We start from the raw sequence: 26,960 nt of genomic DNA on the forward strand, positions 1-26,960 counted from the left end.
GCGGATCAACGAGCGGATCAACTGGGCCCAGTCAGCCGGGCCCGGTCAGCGCGCGCCGGGCGTCCTCCTCGCTCATCGCGTCGATCTCCTCGATCAGCAGGTCCTCGACGGCCTCGGCGAGCTCGGCCACGGTGCCGCAGCCGAACACCACCCGGATCGGCACCTCCACCTCCAGCATCGCCCGCAGCCGCGCCGCGACCCGGGTGGTCATCAGCGAGTGCCCGCCCAGCTCCAGCAGATCGTCCAGCACGCCGACCCGTTCGAGGCCGAGCACCTCGGCCCAGATCTCGGCGACCAGCGCCTCGCTGTCGGTGCGCGGCGCCGTGTAGTCCGTCCCGGTGACCCGGTCCGGCTCGGGCAGCGCGGCCCGGTCGAGCTTGCCTCGGGAGGTGAGCGGCAGCTCCGGCAGCCGTGACCACCGGGTCGGCACGAAGCCTCGCGGCAGCCGGCCCGCGGCGTGCGCGCGCAGCTCCGCGGGGGCGGCGGGGCCGGTGAAGTACGCCACCAGGTCCTCGCCGCGCGCGGCCACGGCCACCTGACCGGCGCCGGGGTGCTCGCGCAGTGCGGCCTCCACGTCGCCGGGCTCGATGCGCACGCCGCGCACCTTGACCTGGTCGTCCAGGCGGCCCAGGAACTCCAGCTGCCCGTCCGAGCGCCACCGCGCCCGGTCGCCGGTGCGCAGGCGCCGGGCGCCGGGCTCGCCGTACGGGTCGGGCTCGAAGGCGGCGGCGGTGCGGCGGGGCAGCCCGGCGTATCCGCGGGCCACCCCCGCGCCTCCGATCGTCAGCTCGCCCGCCGCGCCCGGCGGCACCGGCTCTCCCCGGGCGTCCAGCACCCGCACCGACGTGGCCGGCAGCGGCCGGCCGATCGGCGGGCGCCCGCCGGGGTCGCTCCCGTCCAGCTCGGCCCAGGTGGCGATGACGGTGGCCTCGGTCGGCCCGTACGTGTTGACCAGCCGGGCCCCGGGTCCCTCGCGATGCCACCGGGCCACGGCCGCCCCGTCGGCCTGCGAGCCGCCGAGGATCACCAGCCGCAGCGCGGGCGGCCAGGCCACCTCCGAGGGCGACTCGACGAGCCGGTGCCAGTACGCGGTCGGCAGGTCCAGCACGGTGATCCGGCGCCCGTCGGGCCCGGCCAGCAGGTCGGGCAGGCTCGCGGGGCCGTCCGGCAGCGGCATCACCGCCGCCCCGGACGCCAGCGCCGGGAAGATCTCCTCGACGTGGGTGTCGAAGCTCAGCGACGCGAACTGCACCACGTGGTCCCCGGGCCGCAGGCCGTACTCCCGCCGCATCCAGGCGACCCTGGCCGCCACGGAACGATGCTCGACGAGCACCGCCTTGGGCAGCCCGGCGGACCCCGAGGTGGTCATCACGTAGGCGATTCCCCTGGCCCCGCTGCTCTCGGCCACGGCGCGCACCCCATCCTCGCCGACCAGCCAGGCGGCGCCCGCGGCGGCCATGGCGTCGGCGTGCCGGGCGGGCGGGTCGGCGGGGTCGAGGGGCAGGTACGCGGCGCCCGCCCGCCACACGCCCAGCAGCGCGGCGATCACCTCGGCGGACGGGGCCAGCCGCACGGCCACCACGTCGCCCTCCCGGACGCCGCTCTCCCGCAGGGTGCCGGCCAGCGCGCCGGCCCGGTCCCACAGGGCCGCGTACGAGACCACCTGATCGCCGCAGCGCACGGCCACGGCCTCCGGCGTGCGGCGCACCACGTCCGCCACCAGCTCCAGCACCTCGTCCGCGACCGGCTCGGCGGGCCCGTCGGCCAGCTCGGCCATCGCCTTCTCGTCCGTCCCCGTCCACGCGGGAAGCCGCGAGATCGGCGTGTCCGGCCTGGCCAAGGCCCCGGCCAGGAGTGTCAGGTAGCGTTCGGCGATCGTCGCCACCTCGCCGGGCTCGAACACCGCGCCGTCGTAGCCGAAGCAGATCGCCAGCTCGTCCCCCGCCGGCCAGACCTCCACCATCAGATCCACCACGATCTGCTCGTGGCGGCCCTCGAAGTCCGACACCCGGACTCCCCCGTACGCCCGGTCCTGCCCGGCGGCGTAGTCCTGCATGATGAACACGGTCGGCAGCAGCGTCTCGACGCCGCGCGCCAGCCGCTCCAGCAGCGGCGCGGGCCGGCCCATCGCGTCCAGCGCCACCGCTTTGACCCGCCCGAGCAGCTCGGCGAACGTCGGATCGCCCTCCAGGTCGCCGCGCAGCGGCAGGGTCTGGGTGAGGTAGCCGACCATCCGCTCCAGCTCGACCCGGTCCCGCCCGGCGACCACGGTGCCGACCACGATGTCCCGCTGCCCGCTGTGCCGGAACAGCAGCGCCTGGTAGGCCGCCATGAGCACCATGAACGGGGTCGCCCGGTGGGCCACGGCCAGCCGCTCGACCTCGGCGAGGTGCCGCGCGCCCAGCCGTACCCAGTGATAGCCGCCCTCCCGGACCGCCGCGCGCGCTCCCGGGCGGGCGAAGGGCAGCTCGGTGACCGGCGGCGCGGCCAGCGCCTCGGTCCAGTACGGCATGGCCTTGTCGGCCCTGCGCCGCTGCCAGCGGGCGTAGTCGCTGGCCTGGACGGGCACGTCCGGCAGGCGGGCGGGGCGGCCCTCGACGGCGGCGGCGTAGTGCTCGCCCAGGTCGTCGAGCATGATCTCCAGGGAGTGCCCATCGGCCAGGATGTGGTGCAGCGTCAGGCACAGCACGTGATCGTCCGGGGCGGTCTCGATGACGGCGACCCGCAGCGGGACGCCCGCGGCCAGGTCGAAGGCGGCGTTGGTGCGCTCGGCGACCAGCGCGGCCGCCTGCTCGCCGGCCGCCGCCAGCCACTCGATCGGCGGCGCCCAGCCGGCCGGGCCGGCCACCGCCCAGGGCGTGCCGTCCTCCTCGGTGAAGGCGGTGCGCAGGCTCTCGTGCCTGGCCACGAGCGCCCCGACGGCGGCGGTGAACGCTGCGCGGTCGAGCGGGCCGCGCAGGCGCCGCACCAGGTACATCGTGTACGAGGCGTCGCCGGGCTCCAGCCGCTGAAGCATCCAGAGCCGCTCCTGCGCGGGCGACAGCGGCGCCCTCATGACCCGGCCGCCAGGTCGTCGAACAGCCCCTGGAGCTCCTCCGCGCTGAGGCCGTCGAGCTGGTCGCGCAGCGCGGCGACGTCGGCCAGGCTGAGCTCGGCGTCGTCCAGGTCGTCGAGCCGGGCGGCGAACCCGGCGATCGTCGGATGCTCGAACAGCACGACGATCGGCACCTCGAGGCCGTACCTGGCCTGGACCCTGGCGATGAGCTGCGTCGCGGCCAGGGAGTGGCCGCCGAGCTCGAAGAAGTCGTCGTCGGCGCCGATGGGCTCGGTGGCGCCGAGCACCCCCGCCCAGATCTCGGCGAGGTCGGACTCGACCCCGGCGGCCGGGGCTCGGAAGGCGGCGGTGCCGGGGCGCGTCCACGACGGGGTGGGCAGGGCGGCGCGGTCGAGCTTGCCGTTGGGGGTGAGCGGCAGGGCCGTCAGGGTCGTGTGCCGGACCGGGATCATGTAGTCGGGCAGCGCGGCGCGCAGCCGTTCGCGCAGGGCGGCCCAGTCCACGGCCTGCGCCCGCGGGACCAGGTAGGCCACCAGCCGACCGTCGCGGACGGCTGCCGCGGCGTCCTTGACCTCGTCGGCCGCTCGCAGGGCGGCCTCGATCTCGCCCAGTTCGATGCGGAATCCGTGCACCTTGACCTGCTGGTCGGCGCGGCCGAGGCACTCCAGCCGGCCGTCGGGCGTGATCCTGGCCAGGTCGCCCGTGGCGTACATGCGGGCGCCGGGGACGCCGGCGTACGGGTCGGGCAGGAAACGCGCGGCCGTCTGGCCGGGCAGCCCGTGGTATCCGCGGGCGACCCCCGCGCCGCCGATGTGCAGCTCGCCGGCCTCCCCTTCGGCGACCGGCGTGCCGTTCCCGTCCAGCAGGTGGAGCGTGGTCCGCCCGATGGGCGAGCCGAGGTCCACGGCCTCGGGTCCCGGCCGCACCCGGCCTGCCGTGGACCACACGGTGGTCTCGGTGGGGCCGTACACGTTCCAGAGCTCGGCGCCGTCGGCCAGCAGCGCGTCCGCGAGATCGCGGGGCAGCGCCTCGCCGCCGCACAGCCGGGTCCTGATCGTCGCCGGGACCCCGCCGGACTCCAGCAGGATCCGCCAGCCCGCCGGCGTCGCCTGCATGATCGTGACCCCTTCGGCGACGGCCCGCTCGCGCAGCGCCCACCCGTCGGAGACCTCCCCGGTGGCCGCGATCACCACCCGGCCTCCGGTGAACAGGGGCAGCAGCAGCTCCAGGACCGAGATGTCGAACGACAGCGTGGTGACGGCCAGCCACCTGTCCTCCGGCCCGATCGGCAGCAGCTCGGCGAACGACTCCAGCAGGTTCGCCACGGCCCGGTGCGGCACCGCCACCCCCTTCGGGCGGCCGGTGGAGCCCGAGGTGAACATCAGGTACGCCAGCCGGTCCCCGTCGGCCGCGACCCCGTCGGACAGGGCGGGAGCGCCGGTCAGCGGCCGGCCCCCGGGCGAGAGCGTGACGACGGCGGGGACGCCGTCCAGCAGCGCGGGATCGACGCCCGCCTGGGTCAGCACCAGGCCGATGCCCGCGTCCTGGCGCATCATCCGCAGCCGTCCGGCGGGGAAGGCCGGATCCAGCGGCACGTACGCCCCGCCCGCCGTCCACACGGCGAGCATCGCCACGAGCATCCCGGTGGTCCGCTCCATGCACAGCCCCACGGGCGCCTCGGGGCCGACGCCGTGCCCGCTCAGCACGGCGGCCAGGTGCTCGACGCGCCGGTGCAGCTCCCGGTAGGTCAGCCGGCCGTCGGAGCCGGTCACGGCCACCGCGTCGGGCGCCTTGTCCAGCCACCGCCAGATCGTGCCCGCCGCCCCGTTCGCGGCACTGCGCGGGGGCGGCGTCGTGTCGTCACTCAACGTCGGTATCGCCTTTCAGTTTCGCAGGCTGAGCGGGCGCATGTCCGTCCAGACGGTCTCGATGTGGGCCAGGCACTCCTCCCGGGTGCCCGCGAACCCCGCGTCGGACCAGCCGGGCGGCAGCTCGCGAGCCGCGGCCCAGATGGAGTACTGCTCCTCGTGGTTGACGACCACGCGCATCTCGGCACTCACGTGTTCTCCTCGCTGACCAGTAGCGTCTCGACCTCGCGCAGCGTCGCCTCGATCGCCTCCCGGGGCAGCAGGGAGGTGTCGGCGAGCAGGTCCAGCCGGCAGGTGTGGGTGGCGGGCCCGGCGGTGAAGAACACCTCGGCGTCCACCTCGGGCCAGGCCCCCACCGGGAAGATCCGGCCGGGGGTGGCGGGCGGGCGCGGCGGCAGGTTGGGCCAGCCCCCGGCGACCCGTACGTCGTTGAAGTAGGCGGTGGGCGGCGGCCCGGTCTCCTCGATCAGCGCCCGCTGGGCGGCCGGGTCGTAGCGGGCGTGCCGGTAGGCCGCCAGCACCCCGCGGTTCGCGGCCCGCACCACCTCGGCGAGCGGCTGGTCCGGGGTCACGTCCAGGACGAAGATCCCGTCCTGGACGAGGGTGGCCACCATGGGCGCCAGCCGGGGATCGTGCCGGTTGCCCACGATGAGCTGCAGCGCGACCGTGCCGCGGCCGGTCAGCCGGGACAGCAGCACCGCGTACGCGCCGAGCAGCACGCTGCTGGTGCTCACGCCCCAGCGCGCGGCCAGCCCGGTGGCCGCCGCGCCCAGCGCCGCCGACTCCATGCCGAGCTTGACGAACCTGGGCTCCTCGGGCGTGCCCGGCGACGCGGCGAACAGCGGGCGCGGCATCCGTTCCAGCGCCGCCCGCCAGTACCTGAGCGCCCGCTCGCCGCGCGCCACGCCCTCGGGCGAGCGTTCCTCGGCGGCCAGGTCGAGCGGCTGCGGCACGTCCTGCGGCAGCGGCTCCCCGGACAGCAGCCGCGGCCACTCGCCGGCGATGACGTCGAGCGCCCGCCCGTCCACCGCCAGGTGCGTGAACGCGAACGCCACCGCGCGCGGCCTGCCGCCGTCCATGACGACGGCGCAGCGCACCGGCAGCTCGTCGGCGTAGTCGAAGCCCTTGGCCGCGAGCTCGGCGGCGAGCTCCCCGGCCAGCGCCCTGGGCCGGGAGCCGGCGGCCTCGACCAGCTCGACGGTCAGCCGCCCCTGCCCGGTGACCCGCTGCACCATGTCGGCCTGCTCGGGGCCTGGGATCCAGTTGGTCCGCAGGCTCTCGTGCCGTCCGAGCAGCCGCGCGAGGGCGGCGAGTACGACCGGCAGGTCGGGTTTGCCGTGCACCGGCAGGGCCCACGGCATGTTGAAGTACGGGTCGCCGGGGGGCAGCCACTCGGTGAGCCGCCAGATCGCCCGCTGGCCCCAGGTGAGCGGCCCCTGGCCGGACCTGGCGCCGGTGAACTCGACCGTCACAGGGCCGATCATGACGGGCGGCCCACGGACCGGGACAGGTGCTCGACCAGCCCGTCGAGCGTGTCGAGGCTGCCGTCGAACTCGAGGTCGAAGCCGAACGCCTCCTCGATCGCGTCGATCAGCCGGATGTAGCCCAGCGAGGTGAGGCCGAGCGCCGTCAGCGAGCAGTCGGCCGCCAGCACCTCCGCCGTGGTGAGCTCGCCGTCGCTGGCCTGGGCCACCAGCGCGGCCACGCGCTCCCTCAGCATGCCTGCTCCCGCAGGCGGGCGACCTCCGCGGCGATGCGCGTCGCGGTGGCGTCGTCGATGAACACCTCGAAGGACAGCTCCACGCCGAACCGCTCCCGGGCCCTGGCCATGATCTGGGTGATCGTGAGGGAATGGCCGCCGAGGTCGAACAGGTCGTCGTCGGGCTCGACGTCGTCCAGTTCGAGCTCCTTGGCGAAGATGGCCTGCATCTCCCGTACGAGCTCGGCGGGCGCCGGCCCGTCCGCTCCCGTGCCGGCGGTGGCCATGGATGCCGCCGGCGCGGGACCGGGCAGCGGCAGCCGGTCCAGCGGCGCGTCCGGGTCCGCGGCGACCGCCGCCAGCAGCGCGGTGAGATCCTCCCGGATCCGCTCGGCCCCCGCCGGGTCGAGAAGCGCCGGGTTGTACTGCAGCCGCGCCGCCGTGCCCGCGTGGTCGTCGACGATCTGCAGGTGGAGCGTGTTGCGCACCCAGCCGTTGAACATCATCCACTCCACCGACGCGCCCAGCCCGGGGAACAGCGGGCCCGCCTCCGGCCGCCGGCGGTAGCTGAGCGAGACGGGGGTGAGCGCGGCGCGCGGCCCGATCCCGTCCACGGCCCTGGCCAGCGGAACCTCGCGGTGCCGGTACAGCCGCCGCAGCTCGGTCCGCAGGCTCCGGGCGAACTCGCCGAACGTGCCCGCCTCCGGCGCCCCGATCACGGGCAGCTCGTTGACGAAGGCGCCCACGTGGTCCCGGCTCCGCTCGGTCCGCGTGGACAGATCCACGCCGATCGCGGGCCGCGCGTTGCCGTACGCGCGCAGCAGCGCCACGTACGCGGCCAGCACCGTCTCGAACCGGGTGACCTCCAGCCGCCCGGCCGGCCCGCTGAGGTCCTCGACGACGAAGTCGAGGGCGCAGCCGGGCGCGGCGGCCACGGACACGCCGGTCAGGCCGGGCAGGTGCAGCTCCCGCTGGTCCTGCCACCGGTCCTGCCAGTAGCGCCGCGCGTCCGGCAGCGCGTCCGCCAGCCTGACCCCCTGCTGGACGGTGACCTCCTGATGCGTCAGCACCAGCGGCGCGGGCGCCGCGCCCCCGTACCAGGAGGCCAGGTCCCGCAGCAGGATGTCCTTGGACTCCCCGTCGAACACCGCGTGATGGGCCTGGAACAGCAGCACGTGCCGCTTGGCGTCCTCCCGGATCAGCGTGAACCGCGCCGCGGGCCCCGCGGCCGGATCGACCGGCCCGGCCAGCTCCTCCTCCAGGTCGCCGCCTTCGCGCATCGGCGGCACCCCTTGGGGGACCACCCGCAGCTCACCGCCGTCCTCGGCGAGCACGCCGCCCAGCACGGGGTGCCTGCGCGCCACCTCCTCACACGCCTCCCCCAGGGCCGCCACGTCGAGCGGCCCGTCCAGCCACACGGCCAGCGGCATGTGGAAGGCCCGCCCGGCGACCCCCGCCCGTTCGGTGAGCCACATCCCCTGCTGCGCAGGGGAGGCCGGCCACGATCCGGTCATCTCCCGCCTTCTTTCTCCACAGAGCCTGTTTCCATCACGGAGTCCGCCTGCGCCAGCAGATCGCGCAGGCCGGACTTGACGACCTTGCCCGAGTGGTTCCTGGGCAGGCGGTCCACGAAGATCACTCGCGCCGGCAGCTCGTGCGCGGCCAGCCTGGTCATCAGGAAGGCCCGCAGCTCCGTCACGCGCGGCGCCCCCGAACGGGGCACGACGGCCGCGGCCAGCACGGTGCCGAGCACGGGGTGCGGCACGCCGGTGACCGCCGCCTCGGCCACGTCCGGGTGCTCGTGCAGCGCCGCCTCCACCTGCACGGTCGACACCTTGTACGCCCCGGACTTGACGACGTCGCTCTCCCGGTCGACGAGATACAGGTAGCCGTCGGCGTCGAGGTAGCCCAGATCGCCCATCCGCACCCATCCGTCGCGGAAGGTGTGCGCGCTGGCCTGCCGGTCCCGGTAGTACGAGCGCGCTGTGGCGGGAGAGCGCAGCCAGATCTCCCCCGTCTCCCCCGCCGGCAGCGGCCCGCCGTCGGGGCCGGTGATCCTCAGCCCGCTGCCGAGCGCCGGCCGGCCCAGGGCGGCGGGCCGCGACGGGTCGTAGATCATGACGGTCTGGGCGGGCGCCGCCTCGGTCGAGGTGTAGTAGTTCGTCACGGTCGCCTTGGGGAAGGCCGCCGCCAGCCGCGCGCACAGCGCCGCCGGCAGCGCCGAGGCCGCCGACCCGAGCAGGACCACGCCGGAGAAGTCGTGCCGCTCGTGCAGCCCGGCGTTGAGCAGCTCCAGGGCCATCGCCGGCACCAGGAACACCGTCCCCACCCGCCGCGACTCGATCAGCCGGGCGAACCTGCCCGGCGTGAACCGCGCCAGGGTCAGCACCGCCGGCCGCGCGTCCAGCGCGTTGATCAGCATGGCCTGGCCGGCGTTGGTGCCGATCGGGAAGGCGTGCAGCAGCAACCGCGAATGCCCGAACCTGCGGCGATTGGCCCGGGTGGCGCTGCCGAAGGTGAGGTTGGCGTGCGTGGCCGCCACCGCCTTGGGCCGGCCCGTGGTGCCGGAGGTGTAGAGGATCTGCGCCAGATCGCCCGGCCCCGGCGGCTCGGGTTCGCGCGAGCCGGGCTCCAGCTCGGCCGGCACGGCGCTCCAGTACCCGCCGTCCGGCGGCGCGGCCGGCCCCTTGCCGGCGTGCAGCACGCCGGTCGCCGAGCAGTGCTCCAGCATGTACGCCACCTCGGCCGGCGCGAACCGGTCGGAGATCGGCACGGCCACCCCGCCGGCCAGCTGGGTCGCGCAGTAGGCCACGGCGAAGTCGGTCCAGCTCTCGGCCCCGAACAGCAGCCCCACCCGGTCGCCCCGCCGCACCCCGCGCCGGACCAGCCCGCGCGCCAGCGACTCGGCGTGCAGGTGCCACTCCGCGAAGGTCAGCGTGCCGCCTCCGGCGACCTCCAGAGCGACCCGCTCGGGCTCCTCCGCGGCCCGCCTGGCGAGCAGCTCAGGAACGATCACGACTCACCTCCGCCGCGCCGCCGCAGCTCCTCGACTCCGGACTCGTCCCCGGCGTGCCGCCGCAGCTCCTCGACCCCGGACTCGTCCCCGGCGCGCCGCCGGAGCTCCTCGACTCCGACGAGATCGTCGGGCAGCGCGTCGGGCACCTCGCGGTCGAAGCGCGCCAGCACCCGCACCCGCATCGCGCACACCGCGATCAGCGCGATGGCCAGCCCGAAGGCCACGTACATCAGCCCGATCCCGCGCCCCTCCCCCGTCCCGAGCAACGCCCCCGCCGTCGCGGCCAGCGGCCCGTCCGGCGCCATCAGCGGCTCCAGCACCGTCGCCCCGTACGGCGCCACCAGCCCGAACCCGATCGGCAGCGTGGACCAGGCGACCAGCGTGTTGAGCGCGATGACCCGCCCGTGGAAGCGCTGCGGCACCTTGACCTGGATGATCGTCGCGTACACGCCGTTGAGCAGCGTCAGGCACAGCGACATCCCGAACGCCCCCGAGGCGATCGCCACCAGATCCGCCCGTACGCCGACGAGCACGCAGAACACCGCCAGCGCGAGCGTGAACAGCAGCACCCCGCGCAGCCGCCGCCGGCGCGGCCCGCCCCACACGGCCATCAGCACCCCGCCGGCCAGCACGCCGATCCCGCCCGCCAGCGAGACCCGCCCGACGTCCTGCAGCGTCGCGAACGACAGCACCAGCGGCGAGATCATCAGGAACAGCGGCGACAGGAACACGTTCAGGACGGCGAAGAACACCAGCATCCCGCGGAAGCCCCGGTTTCCCCAGGTCAGCCGCCAGCCACCGGCGATCTCGGCCATGACCGTCTCGCGCCGCCGCCAGGCCATGCTCCGGGGGAACCGGACCGCCAGCACGACCGCCGCCGCGAACACGTACGACAGCACGTCGACGACGAGGATGCCCTCCAGCCCGATCACCGCCATCAGCCCGACGGCCACCAGCGGCACCACCACCTGGGCCGTGCCGGTGACGAGCTGCACCACCCCGTTGGCGTGGCCCAGGAAGCGCTTGGGGACGAGTTGCGGGATCGCCGAGGCGTACGCGAACCGCTGGAAGGTCAGCGCCACCGACAGCAGCGCGAGCAGCGGGTAGACGTGCCAGATCTCCAGGTTGCCGGTCCACAGCAGCACCCCGAGGACCAGTTGCACGCCGCCCGCGGTGACGTCGCCCGCGAGCATCACCTTGCGCCGGTCGTGCCGGTCCACGATGGCCCCGGCCAGCGGGGCGACCAGCATGCCCGGCAGCAGCCCGAGCACCGCGAACAGCGCGAAGTTCGCCAGCGAGCCGGTGGTCGTGTAGATCCACAGCGGCACGGCGAACTCGGTCAGCGCCGACCCCAGGATCGACACCAGCTGCCCGGCCGCGACCAGCGCGAACCGACCCATGCCCGGCCGCGCCCGGCGCTCCTCCGAGGGGGCCGGGGAGTCTCCGGGGGACACGCCCTCCAGCCACCACGTCGATCGCGGGGTGCGGGCCAGAGGTTCGGTCCGCCCCTCGGCGATGGCGCGGTGCGTGCCGGTCACGATGGCCGCCAGCTCCTCCGCCCGATATTTCAGGAAGAAGTGCCCGGCCTCGTCCAGCACGACCAGGGCCGTCAGCTCCGACAGCACGTGCCATTCGCGGTAGCGCTCCTGGTAGAACTCCATCGCGGGGTCACGCTCGCCGGCCAGCGCGATCACCGGCGCTCGCAGCAGGTCCGCGGACTCCTCGAACATGCGGGTGAAGTACCGCTCCGCCTGCCGGGTGCCGCGCCGCCGGTTGCGGACCATGAGCTCGAGCTGGTCGCGCCCGACCTCCTCCACGTCCAGTCCGGCCGAGCGCAGGTCGTCGATCCAGGCCTGGTCGCCGCGGATGCGCTCCATGAGCTCGGTCAGGCCCGAGAGGCGGCCGCGGGGGCGGGCGAAGGGGAAGACGCCGCCGAGGTACACCGCCTCGACCTCGCGGCCGGCGGCCTCCAGCCGGCGGGCGATCTCCGCGGCCAGCATCACGCCGAGGCCGCAGTGGCCGTACAGGGTGACGGGGCCCTGGATGCCGTCGAGGATCTCCCGCACGCACCCGTCGGCGACCTCGTCCAGCGGCCGGGCCTCCTCGCCCAGCTCGTGCCCGGGCACGGCGATCGAGTAGAGCGCCCAGTCGGCCGGCAGCGCGTCGGCCAGCGGCTGGTAGATGACCGCGCTGCCGCCCCCGTACGGCGCGCAGACCAACGTCGAGGTGGCCGTCCTGGCGGGGGTGAGCCGGTGCAGCAGGTGGCGCGGGCCGTCGGCGGCCGACTCCAGCAGCGCGGCCAGCTCGCGTACGGTGCGGTGCTTGAACAGGTCGAGCACGGTGACGGCACGCTCCGGCAGCTCCTGCCTGAGCCGGGCCACCACCCGCATGGCCAGCAGGGAGTGGCCGCCGAGCTCGAAGAAGTCGTCCGTGGCGCCGACCTCGGCGACACCGAGCAGTTCGGCCCACACGGCGGCGACCGTCCGCTCGGCGGCGGTCCGCGGCTCCTCGAACCGGCCGGTCGTCTCCGGCGCCGGGTCGGGCAGGGCGGCCCGGTCCACCTTGCCGTGCGACTTCAGGGGCGGGGGCTCGTCCAGCCACACGTACCGGGCGGGGATCATGTAGTCGGGCAGCCGCTCGGCCAGCCACGTCCGGATCTCGGCGGCCTCCGTCCGGGCCTCGCCCAGGAGGTACGCCACGAGGAGACCGCCGCGCAGGTCGGCGATCACCGACGTCACGCCCGGATACCGCCCGAGCACCGACTCGACCTCGGCCAGCTCCACCCGGTAGCCGCGGATCTTCACCTGCAGGTCGCGGCGGCCGAGGAACTCCAGGTTCCCGTCGGGAAGGTGCCGGGCCAGGTCGCCGGTGCGGTACATGCGGGCGCCGGGCGGGCCGTACGGGTCGGGCAGGAACTTCTCCGCGGTCAGGGCGGGACGGTCGAGATAGCCCCTGGCCAGCCGATCCCCGCCGAGGTACAGCTCCCCGGCGACGCCGATCGGCACCGGCTCCAGGTGCTCGTCCAGCACGTACGCCCGAGCCCCCGGCAGCGGCCTGCCGATGGGCAGCGTGGTGGTCGTGCCGCCGGCGGCCTCGACCGGGTAGGTGGTGACGCCGACCGTCGCCTCGGTCGGGCCGTAGTGGTTGACGACCCGGCAGCGTCCGGACGCGGCCAGCTCCTCCGCCCAGTCGCGGGGCGCCGCCTCGCCGCCGAGGATCAGCAGCTTGCGCGGCAGCACGTCGGCCTGCAACGCGGCCAGATGGGACGGGGTGATCTTGAGGTAGTCGATGCCGGCGTCGCGGACGTACTCGGCCAGCTCGTGCCCCGCCGTGCGCGGCGGGATGATGTGCAGCGTACCGCCGGTCATCAGGCACGCGTAGAAGACCGTCACGCCGAAGTCGAAGGCGAGCGACTGCAGCAGCCCGTACGAGCCGCCGGGTTCGATCCCGAGCCGCTCCCGCAGGCCCGCGAGATAGACCAGCGCCTGCCGGTGCTGGATCGCGACGCCCTTGGGCCTGCCGGTGGTGCCGGAGGTGTAGATGACATAGGCCAGGTCGTCGGGGGTCACGTCGGGCGGGACGGGCGCCTCGTCACCGTCGGGCTCGTCCAGGCCGACCGTGACCAGCCCGTCGGGTAACCGCGCTCTGGAGGACGGGTCGGTCACCGCGATCCGTACCCCGGCGTCCCGCACCACATAGGCCAGCCGCTCGGGTGGATGCTCCGGATCCAGCGGCAGGTACGCGGCCCCCGCCTTGAGCACGCCGAGCACCGCCACGGCGAGGCCGGCCGACTGCTCCAGGCACAGCGCCACCCGTTCCCCGGGCCCGGCGCCGAGCGCTCTCAGCCGCCGGGCCAGCCGGTCGGCGCGGGCGCCGAGCTCGCCGTACGTGAGCGAGACGTCCCCCGCGGCCACCGCGACCGCCGCCGGATCTTGCCCGGCGACGACCTCGTGCAGCAGCCCGACCTCCGCGGGCGGCGCCGGCTCGGCGACCGCGAGGGCCAGCACGCGCCGCCGCTCGTCCGGGCCCAGCAGCGGCAGGCGGGAGATCGGCAGCCCGGGGTCGGCGACCGCCGCCCGCAGGAGCGTCTCCAGGCATCCCGCCAGCCGCCGCGCCGTGTCCTCCCGGAACAGCGCGGTGCTGTACGTGAGCTGCCCGTGCAGCCCGCCGCCGCCCTCGAAGAGGTAGAGCGCCAGGTCGAACCGGCTGGCCACGGTCGGGATCGGGTACGGCTCCGCGCCCAGCCCGGAGGTGTCCAGGGTCCGGCCGCGATAGTTCTGCAGCGCGAACATGGTCTGGTAGACCGGCGTGCGGCTGACGTCCCGCTCCACGGCCAGCTCGGTGACCAGCCGGTCGAACGGCAGCGCCTGATGCGCGAAGGCGTCCAGGGTGGAGTCGCGGACCCGGCCGAGCAGCTCGCCGAAGGTCGGGTCGCCGCGCAGGTCGGCCCGGATGGCCAGGGTGTTGATGAACGGCCCGACCACCGTCTCCAGCTCGGGCAGCTCCCGCCCGGACACCGGCGAGCCCACCGCGAAGTCGTCCTGCCCGGCGAACCGGCCGAGCAGCACCTGGAAGGCGGCCAGCAGCGTCATGTACGGGGTGGCCCGGTGCGCCCTGCCCAGCTCCGCGATCGACGCGGTGAGGGCGGGGTCCACGACGACGTCCACGGCGGAGCCGGCCCAGCGCTGCTCGGCGGGCCGGGGCAGGTCGGTCGGCAGTTCCAGGGCGGGCACCCCGTCCAGCCTGGACACCCAGTAACGCACGTCGTCGTCGAAGGTCCGGCCGCGCTGCCAGTGCGCGTAGTCGCCGAACTGCAGCGGCACCGGCGGCAGTTCGCGGCCCGCGTGCAGGGCCAGCAGCTCCTGGAACAGGATGTCGCACGACCAGCCGTCGGTGATCGCGTGGTGCATGGTGAGCAGCAGCACGTGCTCACGCGTGGTTTCCTCGGGGGCCGCGCGCACCAGCAGGGCGCGCAGCAGCGGCGGCCGGGCCAGGTCGAACGGCCGGGCCAGCTCCCGGTCGATCTCGCCGGGGTCGCCGGTGACGCGGAACTCCACGACCGGCTCCTCGGCGATCACCGCCTCCGGACGGCCGTCCGGGGTGGTGACCAGGCTGGTACGCAGGCTCTCGTGCCGCCGGGTGAGCTCCGTCAGGGCTCTGGCCAGGGCGTTCTCGTCGAGTTCGCCGGTCAGCCGGACCGCGAACGGCACGGTGTAGGCGGCGGTGCCGGGGGCGTACTGCTCAAGGAACCACAATCGCTCCTGCATGGCCGACGGCGGCGGCGCGGTGCCGGGGTCACGGCGGGGAACACTGACCTTGGTGCCGCGCGCCTTGAGGCGGCGCTCCAGCAGGGCCTGCTTGGCCGGTGAAAGGGAGCTCCTGGTCACGCGTCTTTCTCCTCGGAACACGCGGTGGTGCACGTACACGTACGGAGGTCCGCGGCGAGGACGCGGAGGTGTTGCAGCCGGGGCGGCGAAGCCTGATGAGGCCGTGGGAACGCTCCCACGAGGGAGGCTAGGTTTCGGCTCCTTCGAGGTCAAGGGCTAGATCCGCATTTCCGGATGCCCAGCGTGGTCTAACAAGAACAATTCGCGATGTGCGCACGTCGCGCCCGCTATTCCGTGCGCTTCATCTTTCGGGTTCTTGACAGTTCGGAAACATCTCCGTCATATATCTGGGAGCGCTCCCACGGCCGGTCATCATCTTTGACCTGCGCCTGCAAGGAAGCCGGGCACTTGCGCCCTTGACCCGCGCGTCAAAGGCGGGATCCCGCCGCGACGAATCGGACGGCAGCGTCGTGGACGCCGGCCTGCAGGGCAAGGGTGTTCAGCCGATCGCCGACGGTCTCGGCTGGTGGCCGGGTTTCGGCAATGTGACCGCATTCCAGACCGAGGGCGAGCTGGTGTTGTTCGACACCGGCAGCGCGTTCTCGGCGGCGAAATTGCACGAGGATGTCCGGGGCTGGACGCGGGCGCCGCTCACCACGGCGTTCTACTCCCACGGGCACGTCGACCACGTCTTCGGGACGGGGCCGTTCGAGGAGTCAGGGCCGCCGCCCGGACGTCACCTACACCGGCGCGCTGACCGTGCGGCGCGGCGGGCTCACGTTCGACCTCGTCCACGCCAAGGGCGAGACCGACGACGGGACCATCGGTTACATGCGCGAGCACAAACTCCGGCGACCTGTTCCTCTGGGTGACGCCCAGCTGCGGCAACCCGCAGAAGGCGCAGCGCTATCCCCGGGAATGGGTGCACGCGCTGCACCGGATGGCCGCCATGGACGCCGAGATCATGCTCCCCGGCCACGGCGTCCCCGTCTTCGGCCGCGACCGCATCCGGCAGGCGCTGCTGGAACGGCCGAATGGCTGGAGTCGCTCATCACGCAGACCCTGCGACTGCTGAACGAGGGCGCCCGGCTCGACGAGATCGTCCACTCCGTGAAGGCGCCGGAGCAGCTGGCCGACCGGCCCTATCTGCGGGCGCGTTACGACGAGCCGGAACTCGTCGTACGCAATCTGTGGCGCCTTTACGGCGGCTGGTACGACGGCAACCCGGCCCATCTGAAGCCCGCTCCCGAGGCGGCGCCGGCGAAATCGGTCGCCGAACTGGCGGCCTTGGGCGCACGCCCTCGCGGACGCGGCGCTCAAGGCCCTTTCCGAAGGTGACGAGCGGCTGGCCGGACATCTGGCGGAAATGGCCGCCCTGGCGGCTCCGGACGACGCGGGAGTGCATCGCGTACACGCGGAGGTCTTCTCCGCCAGGGCGGCCGGCGAACCGTCCCTCATGGCGAGGGGCATTTTCGCCTGGGCCGCCGCCGAGTCCAGAAAACGCTCGTGGCGACCGGCCGGGCGCCTGCGCGGGGTCAGGCGCGCTCGAAGGGGAGCACTTCCGTCAGATGGAGGATCAAGGCCCCGGGGTTCCTGGTCTGCGTCATGATCCTGCCCGGCCCGGTGAACTCGAAGACCAGACCTTCGCCCGACTTGAGCGATTGGACCGTCTTCCCTTCGACCGCCCGGCGCAGATTGCTCTTGACCGTCTCGTCGTAGGCGACCAGGTGCCCGGAGTCCACCACGACCTGCTGTCCGGCTGCCAGCTCGATCACGTCCATCGCGCCGTAGCAGCCGAGCACGACGACGCCGTCGCCCTGCGCCTTGATGAGGAAGCCGCCCTCGCTGCCGATGAGGTTGGACATGCCGCCCCACTTGGTGGCGATCTCCACGCCGTCGCTGGACGCGATCCACGATCCCCTGGTCAGCAGGAGCGCGTTGCCGCCTCGTACCTCGGCGGCCTGGACATCGCCTGGCAGGTGATGCGCCACGTCCACCCAGCCGCCGCCTTCCGGAGCGGTGTAGCGAGTGGTGAACAGCGACTCCCCGCCCAGCGCCGAACGCGCCAGCCCGCGCAGCAGACCGCCCTCCACCTTGGCCCGGAGCTGGACCCCCGCGCTCGTCGCGTACATCGCGCCGGCCTCGACGCGCAGGGTCTCCCCGCCGTCCAGATGGCAGCGCGCGACCGCGAACGAACCAGGGTGACGGATCTCGGTCTTCATGTACCCCTCCATCCCGATCATCTTGTCCGGAGCGACTCTGCTGTACGGCCGTACACGATTCGTTGACAAGGCGTAAACGCGGCCAGGCCCTGGCGGCCACCGCCGGGAGGTGGAACGGCGCAGTACCCCCGGGGGTATATTGGGCGCGGAGGTGGTCCGGGTGGAGATGGACGCGACCGTCCTGAGGGACGCGCTGACGCGACTGAAGCGGGCCCATGGCCAGCTCGGCGGGGTGATCGCGATGATCGAGAACGCCGAGGACTGCGAGAAGGTGCTGACGCAGCTGGCGGCGGTGTCGAAGGCGTTGGACCGGGCCGGATTCAAGATCATTTCGACTGGGTTGCAGCAGTGCCAGGTGGCGCAAGAGCGGGGCGAGGAGCCGCCGATCAGCGTGGAGCGGCTGGAGAAGCTGTTCCTCGCTCTCTCGTGACCACGTGATCGGGCGGGGCAGGGCACCCGTACGTTCTCTTGATACCCCCTGGGGTATTTGCCGAGCGAAAGGAGACAAGCAGATGACGATCCAGGTCGAGGTGATCGAGACCTCCTCCCTGGGGGACCGCAGCTATCTGGCCCATGACGGGCACGTCGCGGTGGTGATCGATCCGCAGCGCGACATCGACCGCGTCCTCGCCGTGGCCGGTCGCCTGGGGGTGCGCGTCAGCCACGTGGTGGAGACCCATCTGCACAACGACTACGTCTCCGGCGGCCTGGCGCTGGCCCGGGTGACCGGGGCGGCGTACCTGGTGGGCGGGGCCGAGGAGGTCGGCTTCGACCGCGTGCCGGTCGCCGACGGAGACCGGATCGCCGTCTCCGAACGGATGTGGCTGGACGCCGTGGGCACGCCGGGACACACCTTCCATCACCTGTCCTACGTGCTGGCCGGTCCGGACGGGCCGGAGGGGGTGTTCACCGGCGGATCGCTGTTGTTCGGCGGCACCGGGCGTACCGACCTGCTGGGCGCGGAGCACGCCCGCACCCTGGCCCGCCACCAGCACGCCTCCGCGCGGCGGCTGTCCGCCCTGCTGCCCGACGGCGCGCGGCTCTGGCCCACGCACGGGTTCGGCAGCTTCTGCGCGGCCACGCAGTCCGACACGTCCGCCTCGACCATCGGCCGGGAGAAGGACGTCAACCCGGTGCTGCGGATGGAGGCCGACGACTTCGTCGCCCACCTCCTGGAAGGGCTGGACGCCTTCCCCGCCTATTACGCCCACATGGGCGCGCGTAACGCCGCCGGCGCGGAGCCGATCGACCTGACCCCTGCACGACCTGCAGACAGCGCGGAGCTGCTGGCCCGCCTGCGGGCGGGCGAGTGGGTGGTGGACCTGCGCTCACGCAAGGCGTTCGCGGACCGGCACCTGGCCGGCACGCTCAGCTTCGGCCTGGACGGGCCGATGGCGACCTGGCTGGGCTGGCTGGCTCCCTGGGGCACGCCCCTCACGCTGCTCGGCGAGTCGGCCGAACAGGTCGCCGCCGCCCAGCGCGAGCTGGCCCGCATCGGCATAGACCGCCCGGCCGCCGCAGCGACCGGCTCCGTCGAACAGTGGGCCGGGCACGACCAGGGCCTGATCGCCGAGCTGGCCACCGCCAGCTTCGCCGACCTGGCCGCCGCCCGCACGAGCGAACCACCCACCGCCCGTGCGAGCGACCCGGCTGCCGCCCGCACGAGCGAACCAGCCACCTCCCGCGTGGGCGAGCCGACCACCTCCCCTGCGGGCGAGCCGGCCGGTGGTCCGCTCGTCCTGGATGTGCGGATGGGTAACGAATGGCGGGCCGGTCACGTGGCCGGCGCCGTGCACATCCCGCTGCCCGAGCTGCCGGGACGCCTGGCCGAGGTGCCGGAGGGAACGGTGTGGGTGCACTGCGGCACCGGCTATCGGGCCGCGGCGGCCGCGAGCCTGCTGGCCCGCAGCGGCCGCCAGGTGGTCCACATCGACGACGCCTACTCCCACGCCGCCGACGCCGGCCTGCCCATCACCGCCCCCGACGAGGAGCCCTCTTGACCACCTTCGGCGCCGGCGACGCCGGGACGCCTGCCAGAATCCGGTGACACGACGGGGCCGATCGACGTGCACGCCCCCTGAGAGACCGACATGCGCGCTCCCGGAGAGACCGACGTGCACGCTCCCAAGAGGGACCGACGTGCACGGCCCCGAAGCGACCGACGTGCACGCCCCCAGAGGGACCGACGTGATCGCCCCCGGAGGGTTGGAGAGCCGCCCGTCGGCCCGGCTCCCGTGACGCGCCCCTGAGGCTCCACGTGAGCGCGCCGAGTGAACCGCCGTCGTCGCGTGCCAGGTGCCGGGCGTCAGCGGTACCGCGGCGCCCTTCGGGTTCCTCCGCCCAGGGCCGCATGTACGGCCGAGCGCTCGAGCCGAGCGGCGGTGTGCTTGCCGTGCCCGACAGCCCAGCGGACTCCAAAGGACGCGGCTGGAGTCACGATTACGGCGTTTAGTCACAATGGCAACGCAAGAATGGCCTGCCTCACCGGTGCCGAGATCATAAAGGCGTGGAAGCGACACCCCAGATTTTTTGCCAAGTGCCAGATCCCTACAGGCACGGCATTTCAGCGCCGCCAAGTCGCCGACACCCGCGAATCCGATTTGCACTACTTGCAATATCTATGGGTATATGTCTATCTTTTGCCTAGTTGGGGCACAGATGTGGTGCCCTTTCGCCGCATCGTTGCCGCTTCGTTGACCGGACCGCGCGCTGCCCGAAGAAGCTCTTCGCGGACAGCGTCCGGCCGCCGAATCCGCGCCTCGCGGAACCGGGGACCCACGTTCTTGGGGTGAATCGGACGCCAGCTCAGGCTGCGCCATGTAGGGCACTTCCAGGCCCGAACCCGTCAGCTAACCCGGTAGGCGGTATGGGAGCAAGGAGTCAATGCCGTCATGTCCAAGCCTCGGCTTGCCACAATCGCCTGCGTCCTCAAGAATCGCCGCGATCTCCTCACCAAGTATCTCAGCTTCGTCGTCGCCGGTGCGATCCTCGCCGGAGCCTTCGCCGTCGCCAGCTTCGCCTTCGCATCACCCGCCGCGCACAACCCGGCGCAGGTGACTCATCAGGGAGCCGGAGCCTTCACCTACGGGCTGGACATCTCCAATTACGAGCCCCTGTACGACTGGAATGCCAGCCCGGCCAAGTTCGGCATCATCAAGGCCACGGAAGGCACGAACTTCCGCGATGCCTCATTCGCCAGGCACTGGCGCGCGCTGGGCGAGAAGGGGATCGTACGCGGGGCGTACCACTACGGCCACCCCCGCAACAACCCCGTCGCGGAGGCCGAGCACTTCCTGTCCGTGGTGAACGCGCAGCCCGCCGAGGCCGGCGACCTGCTGGTCCTCGACCTGGAGACCTCGGACGGCAGATCCGTCGCCGAGGTCAACGCCTGGGCCAAGACGTGGCTGTCGTACGTGAAGGACAGGACGGGCATCACCCCGATGTTCTACAGCGGCTGGAACTTCGCCGACAAATACGGCAAGGGCCTGGCCGAGTACCCGCTGTGGGTCGCCCACTACAGCAAGGCCAAGGGGGCGGTCACCCCGCCCGCCGACTGGAAGTCCTGGACCATCCACCAGTACTCCGAGTCTCCGGTCGACCAGAACGTCTCCGCGCTGACCGCCGACCAGTTGCGCGGCCTGGGCCGCCCCACCGCCTGAGCCGGGCCCGCACGGCGAGAGCCGTCGCCGCGGGTCCGCAACCGCGCTCCCAGGTGAACGACTCCCCGCGCAACGTGCTCCTCCTGGCCCGAAGGAGCACGTTGCGCCGGGAGTCGGCCAGGGAAGTGCCGATGGCGCCAGTGAACTCCCCACCCGGCCGCGGAAGTGCCGATACCGCCGGTGAACTCCCCGCCCGGCCGCGGAAGCGCCCATGCCGCCGGTGAACTCCCCGCCGGGCCGCGGAAGTGCCGGTTAACTCGCTTCCCACAGTGGCGGCCGGGCTGATCGTACGGGAGGTCAACCCGCACAACCGGCGCGAGAGCCTGATGCGGCTGACGGATGAGGGACGCCGCATCGTGGACGAGGTGACCGCGCGCCGCAGGGAGGAGATCGGCGCGATCGTGGCGCGGATGTCGGCCGGGCAGCGCCGGGCGCTCATCTCGGCGATGAACGCCTTCAACGAGGCGGGCGGCGAGCCACCCATGACCGTGCCGAACCCGCTGGGCTGGTCCGCCGTCTGAACTCCGGACCCCGCGCCGCCGCCATCCGGTGCCCGCTGGGTACGTCGAGGCGGCCGGAAGCCGTGATGGGCCGTCAGATGGACGGGGTGGGGAAGCTCTCCGGCGTGGTCAGGCCGGTGCTCTCCAGGAGGCGCTGGTGGTTGAGCACCGCGGCGTTGGCATTGTGCAAGATTTGCATTGGGCAAGACTGCCGGAGCCCGCGCCTGCGGCTGAGCCGCTGGTGGGCCATCGTGACCAGCTTGGTCTCACCGTGGCCGGCCAGCACCACCAGCATCCTGAACTGCGGCAACGTGACCCTGTCCCCGACCGTCCCCAATGACCTCACCGCGACCGCCACCAACAGCCGCGACCCCGTCAACACCGCCGTGACGACAGCCGAAAGATCCTCTCCCCCCGTCTGGAGGTCATCGTCTTCCTTCATAGGCACTGTTGTACATGCGCGGCGCGGACCACGGGCACGAGATCCCCATCGACCGGGCCCCGCCGAACCTGGGTCCAGGTGGGCCACCCTCGTCGCGGTCGTCAACCTGGCACGCGGAGATACTGGAGACATGGATCCGAACGTTGAGCTGGGGGATTTCCTCCGCTCCCGCCGGGCCCGCCTGCGGCCCGAGGAGGTGGGCGTGGTTCTCGGCGCGGGCGGCGTCCGCAGGGTGCCGGGGCTGCGCCGCGAGGAGGTCGCGCACCTGGCCGGGGTCAGCGCGGACTACTACACCCGGCTCGAACAGGGCAGGCATCCCCACGTCTCCGATGCGGTCCTGACGGCCGTGGCCCGCGCGCTGCGCCTTGACGACGTCGAGCGCGGCTACCTGTTCGAGCTCGTCCGCCCCGCGCCGGCCCGCCGCCGTCCCGAGCCCCCGCAGCGCGTACGGCCGGAGGCCCACCGCATGCTGGAGGTCCTCAACGACGTCTCACCGGCCCTCATCCTCAATCACCGGCGCGACGTCCTTGCGGCCAACCAGCTGGCCCGCGCCCTGATCAGGGACTTCGACGCGCTGCCGGTCCGCGAGCGCAACCTCGCCCGCCACGTCCTGCTGGACCCGGCGGCCCGCGACCTCTACATCGACTGGGACGAGGTCGCGCAGACCTTCGTGGCCAACCTCCGCCTGGCCGCCGGCCGCCGTCCTGACGATCCCCTGCTGAACGAGCTCATCGGCGAGCTGTTCGTCAAGCTGCCGGAGTTCAACGGCTGGTGGGCCACTCACCGGGTGGGCCAGTGCGCCCACGGCGTTCAGCGGCTGCGCCATCCCGTGGTCGGCGAGCTGGCGCTGTCGCACGAGACGCTGGCCTTCCCCGCCGACCCCGACCAGCTGCTCTGCCTTTACACCGCCGAGCCCGGTTCCCCGTCCGCGGAGGCGCTGCGGCTGCTCGCCAGCTGGAGCGCCCCGGACCGGCCGGCCCGTACGAGCGCGTCGCCTCCCCGCCCGGGCCAGGGCATGACCACCCACCGGCCGTGAATCATCCCGGCGGTGGCGAGCCTTTCCGAAAGGGACCAAGAGGAACCGACATGACCTGTCCCGACTCCTCGCCGGCCGTCCCGTCCGGGGGCGGCGGTCACCTGCGGCTCGTCTGGCCCCAGTGGCAGGGCGCCGGCACCTCCAGCGTCGAGGCGCTCGCCGCCGAGTTCCCGCTCCAGACCGCCCGTTGCGGCTACGCCGTCGGCACGACCGTCCTGGAGGCGGTGCTGCCGCCGCACCACGGCCCCACCGGACCGTACCGGTCACCATGTCCGACGACGGCGTCGAGGCCAAGACGGCGGTCGTCGGCCAGCTCGCCAAGGCCCTGGAGGTCATCCGCCGGAACGACCCGGCACGGATCACGACCTTGGGCGGCGAATGCTCGGTGAGCGTGGCGCCGTTCAGCGAGCTCGCCCGCCGCTACGGCGACGACCTGGCCCGAGCGGGTGGCGCCGGCGGGCCTGCGCTCGTGGACCGACGACGACATCGGCAACGTCGCCGCGTGGGGCATCCGGTCCTTCGCTCCCAAGGAGCTGCGCTCGTCCACGCGGACCCTGCTCGACCGGCTGGCCGCCACCGGCTGCTCGCGCGTCGCCGTCCACTTCGACGTCGACACGGTCGACAGCGTCGAGGTCCGGCGCGGGCTCGGCGCCGAACCGGCCGGCTCACCGGCGGCCAGGTACGGCGCATCGTCGCCGACATCGACGGCGGGCCGAATGCACGACGCCGGGGCAACGGCAGACCGACTGCCTGACGCCGCGACGACGGCGGGCCGACTGCCTGACGGCGAAGCGACGGCCGTCAGTTCTCGACGCCCGTGGCCGCGTGGGACGTCCCGACCGGCTTGGACTCGGGCGAGCCCCGCTGCCGCAGGTAGATCGACAGCACCACCATCGACAGCACGGCCAGCAGCTCCGACTGCCAGTTCTGCAGGCTCCGGTTCCAGAACTCCGGCGAGGTGACGTACGCTCCCCACCCGACGGGATCGCGCAGGTCGGTCAGCCGCTCGCTGTTGTACGCGGCCAGTCCCGCCACCGACTGCGCCAGCCACGACAGCACGAAGATCGCCCCCATCACCAGCGCCAGCGAGTTGCCGAACAACCACAGCCGCAACCCCTCGGTCCTGGCCCACGCCGGGGAACCGTCGTGGGCATACCGCCCGGCCTGCTGCTCCTCGTCCGACTCCGGCCCCGCCTGGTCCACCTTCTTCGACTCGGGCGACCCCTTCTGCACCAGCCAGACGGTGAACACGATGAACAGGAAGAACTGCAGATACTCCGACTGCCAGTTCTCCGCCACGTCGACGGCGAACGTCGAGGAGGTCACGTACTGCAGGACCGAGACCGGCTCGCCGCCCTGGGCCAGCTCCTGGTCGTTGTAGTCCAGCATCCCCGCCACGGCCTGTCCGGCGATCGCGAGCACGAAGAGGATCAGGAACGCCAGCGCCAGCGAGTTCTCCTTGAGCCACCTCACAGCAAAATCCTCATGAGGCGCCCGCTACCCGAAGGTCAAGTGGGCATGCGGCCCGATGGTGAATAGCTCCGGGAGGGCGGGGTAGCGAGACGCGGTCCCATGACGCGCACCCCGGGGAAGGCAGACCGATGAAAGGCCACGACGCAGCGGTACGGCGGGCGGCGCCGGAGAGCCCGGCCGAGCTGAGCAAGCGCTCGTGGTGGGGAATCCTCAAGCGCACGGCCAGGGAGTTCCGCGACGACCAGCTCACCGACTGGGCCGCCGCGCTCACCTACTACGCGGTCCTGTCCATCTTCCCCGCGCTGCTCGCGGCGGTCTCCCTGCTGGGCGTGTTCGGCCGGTCGGCGACCCGGCCGCTCGCCGACAACCTGGCGGCCATGGCGCCCGGCCCCGCCCGAGAGGTCGTCGACCACGTGCTCCAGGCCCTGCAGAGCAGCCCGCGGGCCGCGAGCATCACCACCGTCATCGGGGTCGCGGTCGCCTTGTGGTCGGCGTCCGGCTACGTGGGGGCGTTCATGCGCGCCGCCAACGTGATGTACGAGATGCCGGAAGGCCGGCCGATCTGGAAGATCCTCCCCCTGCGCCTCGCGATCACCACCGTCCTGGTGATCCTCATGGCCGTCGGCGCGGTCGTGGTGACGTTCACCGGAGAGCTCGCCGGCCAGGCGGGCCGGCTGCTCGGGATCGGCCAGAGCGCGCTGACCGTGTGGAGCATCGCCAAGTGGCCGGCCCTGGTGGTCATCGTGACGCTGGTGCTGGCGCTGCTGTACTGGGCCGCCCCCAACGTCGTACAGCCCGGATTCCGGTGGATCACGCCGGGCAGCGTGCTGGCGGTCGCGGTGTGGATCGTCGCCTCGGCCGCCTTCGGCTTCTACGTCACCAACTTCGGCTCCTACAGCAAGACCTACGCGGCGCTGGCCGGCGTCGTCGTCTTCCTGATCTGGTTGTGGATCACCAACGTGGCCGTGCTGCTCGGCGTGGAGTTCGACGCCGAACTCGCCCGCGGCCGCGCCATCGCGGCCGGCCAGTCACCCGGACAGGAGCCCTACGCGGAGCCGCGCGACGAGCCGGAGGGACCTCGGTGAGCCGGTGCCGGAGGCCGCGTGGCGGGGTCTACGGTGCGGCGGCCGGCCGGCCGAGCGGTCGCAGCAGAAGGTCGACGGCCGCGCGGCCGGCTTCGAGCGCGGCTTTGAGGGGTTTGCCGTCGCGGGTGAGGCGGCCGACGCGCGGGGAGTCAGCCGCGGGCCGCACGGACAGCACCGCCGGACCGGGCGTGGCCTGCCCTCCAGGGGGTGGCGGGGGCGCGGGCCGGTCGTACTGAGCGAGCAGATCGTCGTCGTGCAGCAGGCGGTGGTCGCGCGCGTAGAAGCTTCGGTGCAGCGCCTCCGGGTAGCTCCGCAGCACGGTCGCGGCGATCAGGCGCGCCCCGTAGGACGGCCGCGCGGCCGGTGCTCCGGCCCCGGCTGAGGGCGCCGCTGGGGGCGCGGCCGGGAGCGCGGGACGGGACCGCAGGACGAGGACGTGGCTGGCGCCCTGCGCCAGGGCGGTGCGGTACGGGATGGACTCGGCGAGTCCCGCGTCGTAGAAGAGCCGCCCGGCCAGCTCGACCGGCGGACCGGCGAGGAACGGCAGCGCGGCGCTGGCCCGCAGGGCCAGCCGCAGCTCGACGGGGCCGGTCAGATACGGGCGCAGATCGGTGGACTGCCCGGTCTGTACGTCGGTGGCCAGCGGGTGGTACTCGACGGGGTTGGTCAGGACGGCGTCGAAGTCCATCCGGGTCACTTCGCAGTACAGGTACTCGACCAGGTTCCGGACATCGACCATCGGGCGGCCGCGCAGGAGGTTGGACGGGCGGATCATCGCTCTGGCGTAGACGGGCTCGGCCCAGCCGGTCAGGTTCTCGGGGGTCCCGCTCAGCAGCCAGGCCCCGGTGATGGCCCCGGCCGACGCCCCGTAGACCGCGTCGAAGGCGTGCGCCGCCCCGGCCTCGTGCAGGGCCAGGGCCATGCCGGCGGAGACCGTGCCGCGCATGCCGCCACCCTCGATGGCCAGCGCCACCCGGTGGCCGTCGCGGCGGGCGCCGGGCCGGCTGCCGCTACGGACCCGGTCGGCGATGACGCGCAGCACTTCGTGTTCGCCGTTTTCGCTTGGCATGGCTCCTTCTCCGTGTCGGGTGGCCGGTCAGGATGCGCCGGACAGGTACGAGCAGGCCCGGGCCCAGACGCCGGGGTCGGGCTGGGTGGTCGTCCACGTGGTGGACCTGAGCTTTCCCCGCCCGCGGTAGCGCCGCACGATGGCGACGTGGTCCGGCCAGGCGACGAACTTTCGCAGGGCCTGTTCATCCTGCCAGATCGACACCGAGCCGCACCTGCCCTCCAGCGGCTCGGTCCACAGCCACATGCCGACCGCGCCGGGCAGCTCCGGCCACGCGCGGCGCAGGGTGAGCCCGGCGAGGTAGACGCCGGGCAGGTCGTGCAGCCGGCCGGCCCGGAAGTCGGTGACGCTGACCAGCACCGTGCCGGTGGCGCCGGCCGCCGGTCCGGGAGTCCATCGGGATCTCAGCATACCGTCCCACCCCTTCTTTGTACGAACGTTCGTGCCGAGAATAGGGACGCGCCAAGGAACACGTCAAGCCGCTATCCTGGTCCGAACGTTCGTACGTG

General features: G+C 73.2%; 24 protein-coding genes and 1 riboswitch. Of the genes, 10 read left to right on the forward strand and 14 right to left on the reverse strand.

Annotated features, from left to right (window positions below; all coding sequences use genetic code 11):
- Window positions 1–31 precede the first annotated feature (31 nt).
- From H4W80_RS08265 to H4W80_RS08300, 8 genes are read right to left on the reverse strand one after another with little or no spacing between them, the layout of a single operon-like run.
- On the reverse strand, window positions 32–3,055 hold the full coding sequence (locus H4W80_RS08265; RefSeq protein ID WP_225963325.1) for a non-ribosomal peptide synthetase: 3,024 nt from the start codon (window positions 3,053–3,055) through the stop codon (window positions 32–34).
- Window positions 3,052–4,923 (reverse strand): non-ribosomal peptide synthetase, encoded by a 1,872-nt coding sequence (locus H4W80_RS08270; RefSeq protein WP_192784523.1) that lies wholly within the window; start codon window positions 4,921–4,923, stop codon window positions 3,052–3,054. The genes H4W80_RS08265 and H4W80_RS08270 overlap by 4 nt, the downstream gene beginning before the upstream one ends.
- 15 nt (window positions 4,924–4,938) lie before the next feature.
- Window positions 4,939–5,103 (reverse strand): MbtH family protein, encoded by a 165-nt coding sequence (locus tag H4W80_RS08275; RefSeq protein ID WP_192793361.1) that lies wholly within the window; start codon window positions 5,101–5,103, stop codon window positions 4,939–4,941.
- Window positions 5,104–5,111: 8 nt separating this feature from the next.
- Entirely contained in the window at window positions 5,112–6,395 is a 1,284-nt protein-coding gene (locus H4W80_RS08280; protein ID WP_192784524.1) for a condensation domain-containing protein, read from the reverse strand.
- Window positions 6,396–6,403: 8 nt separating this feature from the next.
- Window positions 6,404–6,643 carry a phosphopantetheine-binding protein gene (locus H4W80_RS08285; protein ID WP_192784525.1) on the reverse strand — a complete coding sequence of 80 codons (240 nt, stop codon included), beginning with the start codon at window positions 6,641–6,643 and terminating at the stop codon, window positions 6,404–6,406.
- Complete coding sequence (locus H4W80_RS08290; protein ID WP_192784526.1) at window positions 6,637–8,136, reverse strand: condensation domain-containing protein; 1,500 nt, start codon at window positions 8,134–8,136, stop codon at window positions 6,637–6,639. The genes H4W80_RS08285 and H4W80_RS08290 overlap by 7 nt, the downstream gene beginning before the upstream one ends.
- A complete protein-coding gene (locus H4W80_RS08295) occupies window positions 8,133–9,638 on the reverse strand; it encodes a class I adenylate-forming enzyme family protein (RefSeq protein ID WP_192784527.1) in 1,506 nt (501 codons plus the stop codon). The genes H4W80_RS08290 and H4W80_RS08295 overlap by 4 nt, the downstream gene beginning before the upstream one ends.
- Window positions 9,635–15,025: a non-ribosomal peptide synthetase/MFS transporter gene (locus tag H4W80_RS08300; RefSeq protein ID WP_192784528.1), complete on the reverse strand. Its 5,391-nt coding sequence runs from the start codon at window positions 15,023–15,025 to the stop codon at window positions 9,635–9,637. Before H4W80_RS08300 ends, H4W80_RS08295 begins: the two co-directional genes overlap by 4 nt.
- A 515-nt stretch (window positions 15,026–15,540) precedes the next feature.
- Between H4W80_RS08300 and H4W80_RS64435 the strand changes: the two genes are divergently transcribed.
- Genes H4W80_RS64435 through H4W80_RS64440 form a run of 4 tightly spaced genes read left to right on the forward strand, consistent with a single transcriptional unit; the run spans window position 15,541 to window position 16,574 of the window.
- Complete coding sequence (locus H4W80_RS64435) at window positions 15,541–15,837, forward strand: MBL fold metallo-hydrolase (protein ID WP_378526160.1); 297 nt, start codon at window positions 15,541–15,543, stop codon at window positions 15,835–15,837.
- Entirely contained in the window at window positions 15,834–16,040 is a 207-nt protein-coding gene (locus H4W80_RS63475) for an MBL fold metallo-hydrolase (RefSeq protein ID WP_192784530.1), read from the forward strand. The genes H4W80_RS64435 and H4W80_RS63475 overlap by 4 nt, the downstream gene beginning before the upstream one ends.
- 35 nt (window positions 16,041–16,075) lie before the next feature.
- Window positions 16,076–16,303: an alkyl sulfatase dimerization domain-containing protein gene (locus tag H4W80_RS63480; RefSeq protein WP_192784531.1), complete on the forward strand. Its 228-nt coding sequence runs from the start codon at window positions 16,076–16,078 to the stop codon at window positions 16,301–16,303.
- A 7-nt stretch (window positions 16,304–16,310) separates the two neighbouring features.
- On the forward strand, window positions 16,311–16,574 hold the full coding sequence (locus H4W80_RS64440; protein WP_378526161.1) for a hypothetical protein: 264 nt from the start codon (window positions 16,311–16,313) through the stop codon (window positions 16,572–16,574).
- Here H4W80_RS64440 and H4W80_RS08325 read toward each other — a convergent pair.
- Window positions 16,501–17,187 carry a TIGR00266 family protein gene (locus H4W80_RS08325; RefSeq protein ID WP_192784532.1) on the reverse strand — a complete coding sequence of 229 codons (687 nt, stop codon included), beginning with the start codon at window positions 17,185–17,187 and terminating at the stop codon, window positions 16,501–16,503. The genes H4W80_RS64440 and H4W80_RS08325 overlap by 74 nt on opposite strands.
- A 166-nt stretch (window positions 17,188–17,353) precedes the next feature.
- On the opposite strand from H4W80_RS08325, the gene H4W80_RS08330 reads away from it, so the two are divergent.
- The 4 genes from H4W80_RS08330 (at window position 17,354) to H4W80_RS08345 (ending at window position 21,367) form a co-directional block, all read left to right on the forward strand.
- The gene (locus H4W80_RS08330; RefSeq protein WP_225964624.1) at window positions 17,354–17,617 is read left to right on the forward strand and encodes a metal-sensitive transcriptional regulator; all 264 of its coding nucleotides are present in this window, start codon (window positions 17,354–17,356) and stop codon (window positions 17,615–17,617) included.
- 82 nt (window positions 17,618–17,699) lie between these two features.
- A complete protein-coding gene (locus H4W80_RS08335) occupies window positions 17,700–19,187 on the forward strand; it encodes an MBL fold metallo-hydrolase (RefSeq protein WP_192784534.1) in 1,488 nt (495 codons plus the stop codon).
- Between the two features lie 734 nt (window positions 19,188–19,921).
- Window positions 19,922–20,065: riboswitch (cyclic di-AMP (ydaO/yuaA leader) on the forward strand.
- 13 nt (window positions 20,066–20,078) lie between these two features.
- The gene (locus tag H4W80_RS08340; RefSeq protein WP_192784535.1) at window positions 20,079–20,846 is read left to right on the forward strand and encodes a glycoside hydrolase family 25 protein; all 768 of its coding nucleotides are present in this window, start codon (window positions 20,079–20,081) and stop codon (window positions 20,844–20,846) included.
- A 269-nt stretch (window positions 20,847–21,115) separates the two neighbouring features.
- The gene (locus H4W80_RS08345) at window positions 21,116–21,367 is read left to right on the forward strand and encodes a MarR family winged helix-turn-helix transcriptional regulator (protein ID WP_192784536.1); all 252 of its coding nucleotides are present in this window, start codon (window positions 21,116–21,118) and stop codon (window positions 21,365–21,367) included.
- A gap of 73 nt (window positions 21,368–21,440) precedes the next feature.
- On the opposite strand, the gene H4W80_RS60400 is transcribed toward H4W80_RS08345, so the two are convergent.
- Window positions 21,441–21,788 carry a hypothetical protein gene (locus tag H4W80_RS60400; protein ID WP_225963327.1) on the reverse strand — a complete coding sequence of 116 codons (348 nt, stop codon included), beginning with the start codon at window positions 21,786–21,788 and terminating at the stop codon, window positions 21,441–21,443.
- A gap of 130 nt (window positions 21,789–21,918) precedes the next feature.
- Here H4W80_RS60400 and H4W80_RS08355 point away from each other — a divergent pair, with 130 nt between their 5' ends.
- Complete coding sequence (locus H4W80_RS08355) at window positions 21,919–22,824, forward strand: helix-turn-helix transcriptional regulator (protein ID WP_192784537.1); 906 nt, start codon at window positions 21,919–21,921, stop codon at window positions 22,822–22,824.
- A gap of 193 nt (window positions 22,825–23,017) precedes the next feature.
- On the opposite strand, the gene H4W80_RS08360 is transcribed toward H4W80_RS08355, so the two are convergent.
- Window positions 23,018–23,440, reverse strand: coding sequence for a hypothetical protein (locus tag H4W80_RS08360; RefSeq protein ID WP_192784538.1), 423 nt, complete (start codon window positions 23,438–23,440; stop codon window positions 23,018–23,020).
- 185 nt (window positions 23,441–23,625) lie between these two features.
- Window positions 23,626–24,297: a DUF6766 family protein gene (locus H4W80_RS08365; RefSeq protein WP_192784539.1), complete on the reverse strand. Its 672-nt coding sequence runs from the start codon at window positions 24,295–24,297 to the stop codon at window positions 23,626–23,628.
- Between the two features lie 128 nt (window positions 24,298–24,425).
- Between H4W80_RS08365 and H4W80_RS08370 the strand changes: the two genes are divergently transcribed.
- Window positions 24,426–25,382 (forward strand): YihY/virulence factor BrkB family protein, encoded by a 957-nt coding sequence (locus tag H4W80_RS08370; protein ID WP_192784540.1) that lies wholly within the window; start codon window positions 24,426–24,428, stop codon window positions 25,380–25,382.
- A gap of 28 nt (window positions 25,383–25,410) precedes the next feature.
- Here H4W80_RS08370 and H4W80_RS62540 read toward each other — a convergent pair whose 3' ends face one another.
- Together H4W80_RS62540 and H4W80_RS08380 are read right to left on the reverse strand one after the other, a co-directional pair.
- Window positions 25,411–26,451, reverse strand: coding sequence for a patatin-like phospholipase family protein (locus H4W80_RS62540; protein WP_192784541.1), 1,041 nt, complete (start codon window positions 26,449–26,451; stop codon window positions 25,411–25,413).
- A gap of 27 nt (window positions 26,452–26,478) precedes the next feature.
- The gene (locus tag H4W80_RS08380) at window positions 26,479–26,862 is read right to left on the reverse strand and encodes a hypothetical protein (RefSeq protein WP_192784542.1); all 384 of its coding nucleotides are present in this window, start codon (window positions 26,860–26,862) and stop codon (window positions 26,479–26,481) included.
- Window positions 26,863–26,960 lie beyond the last annotated feature (98 nt).

The sequence above is a fragment of the Nonomuraea angiospora genome (genome assembly GCF_014873145.1).
GTDB lineage: Bacteria > Actinomycetota > Actinomycetes > Streptosporangiales > Streptosporangiaceae > Nonomuraea > Nonomuraea angiospora.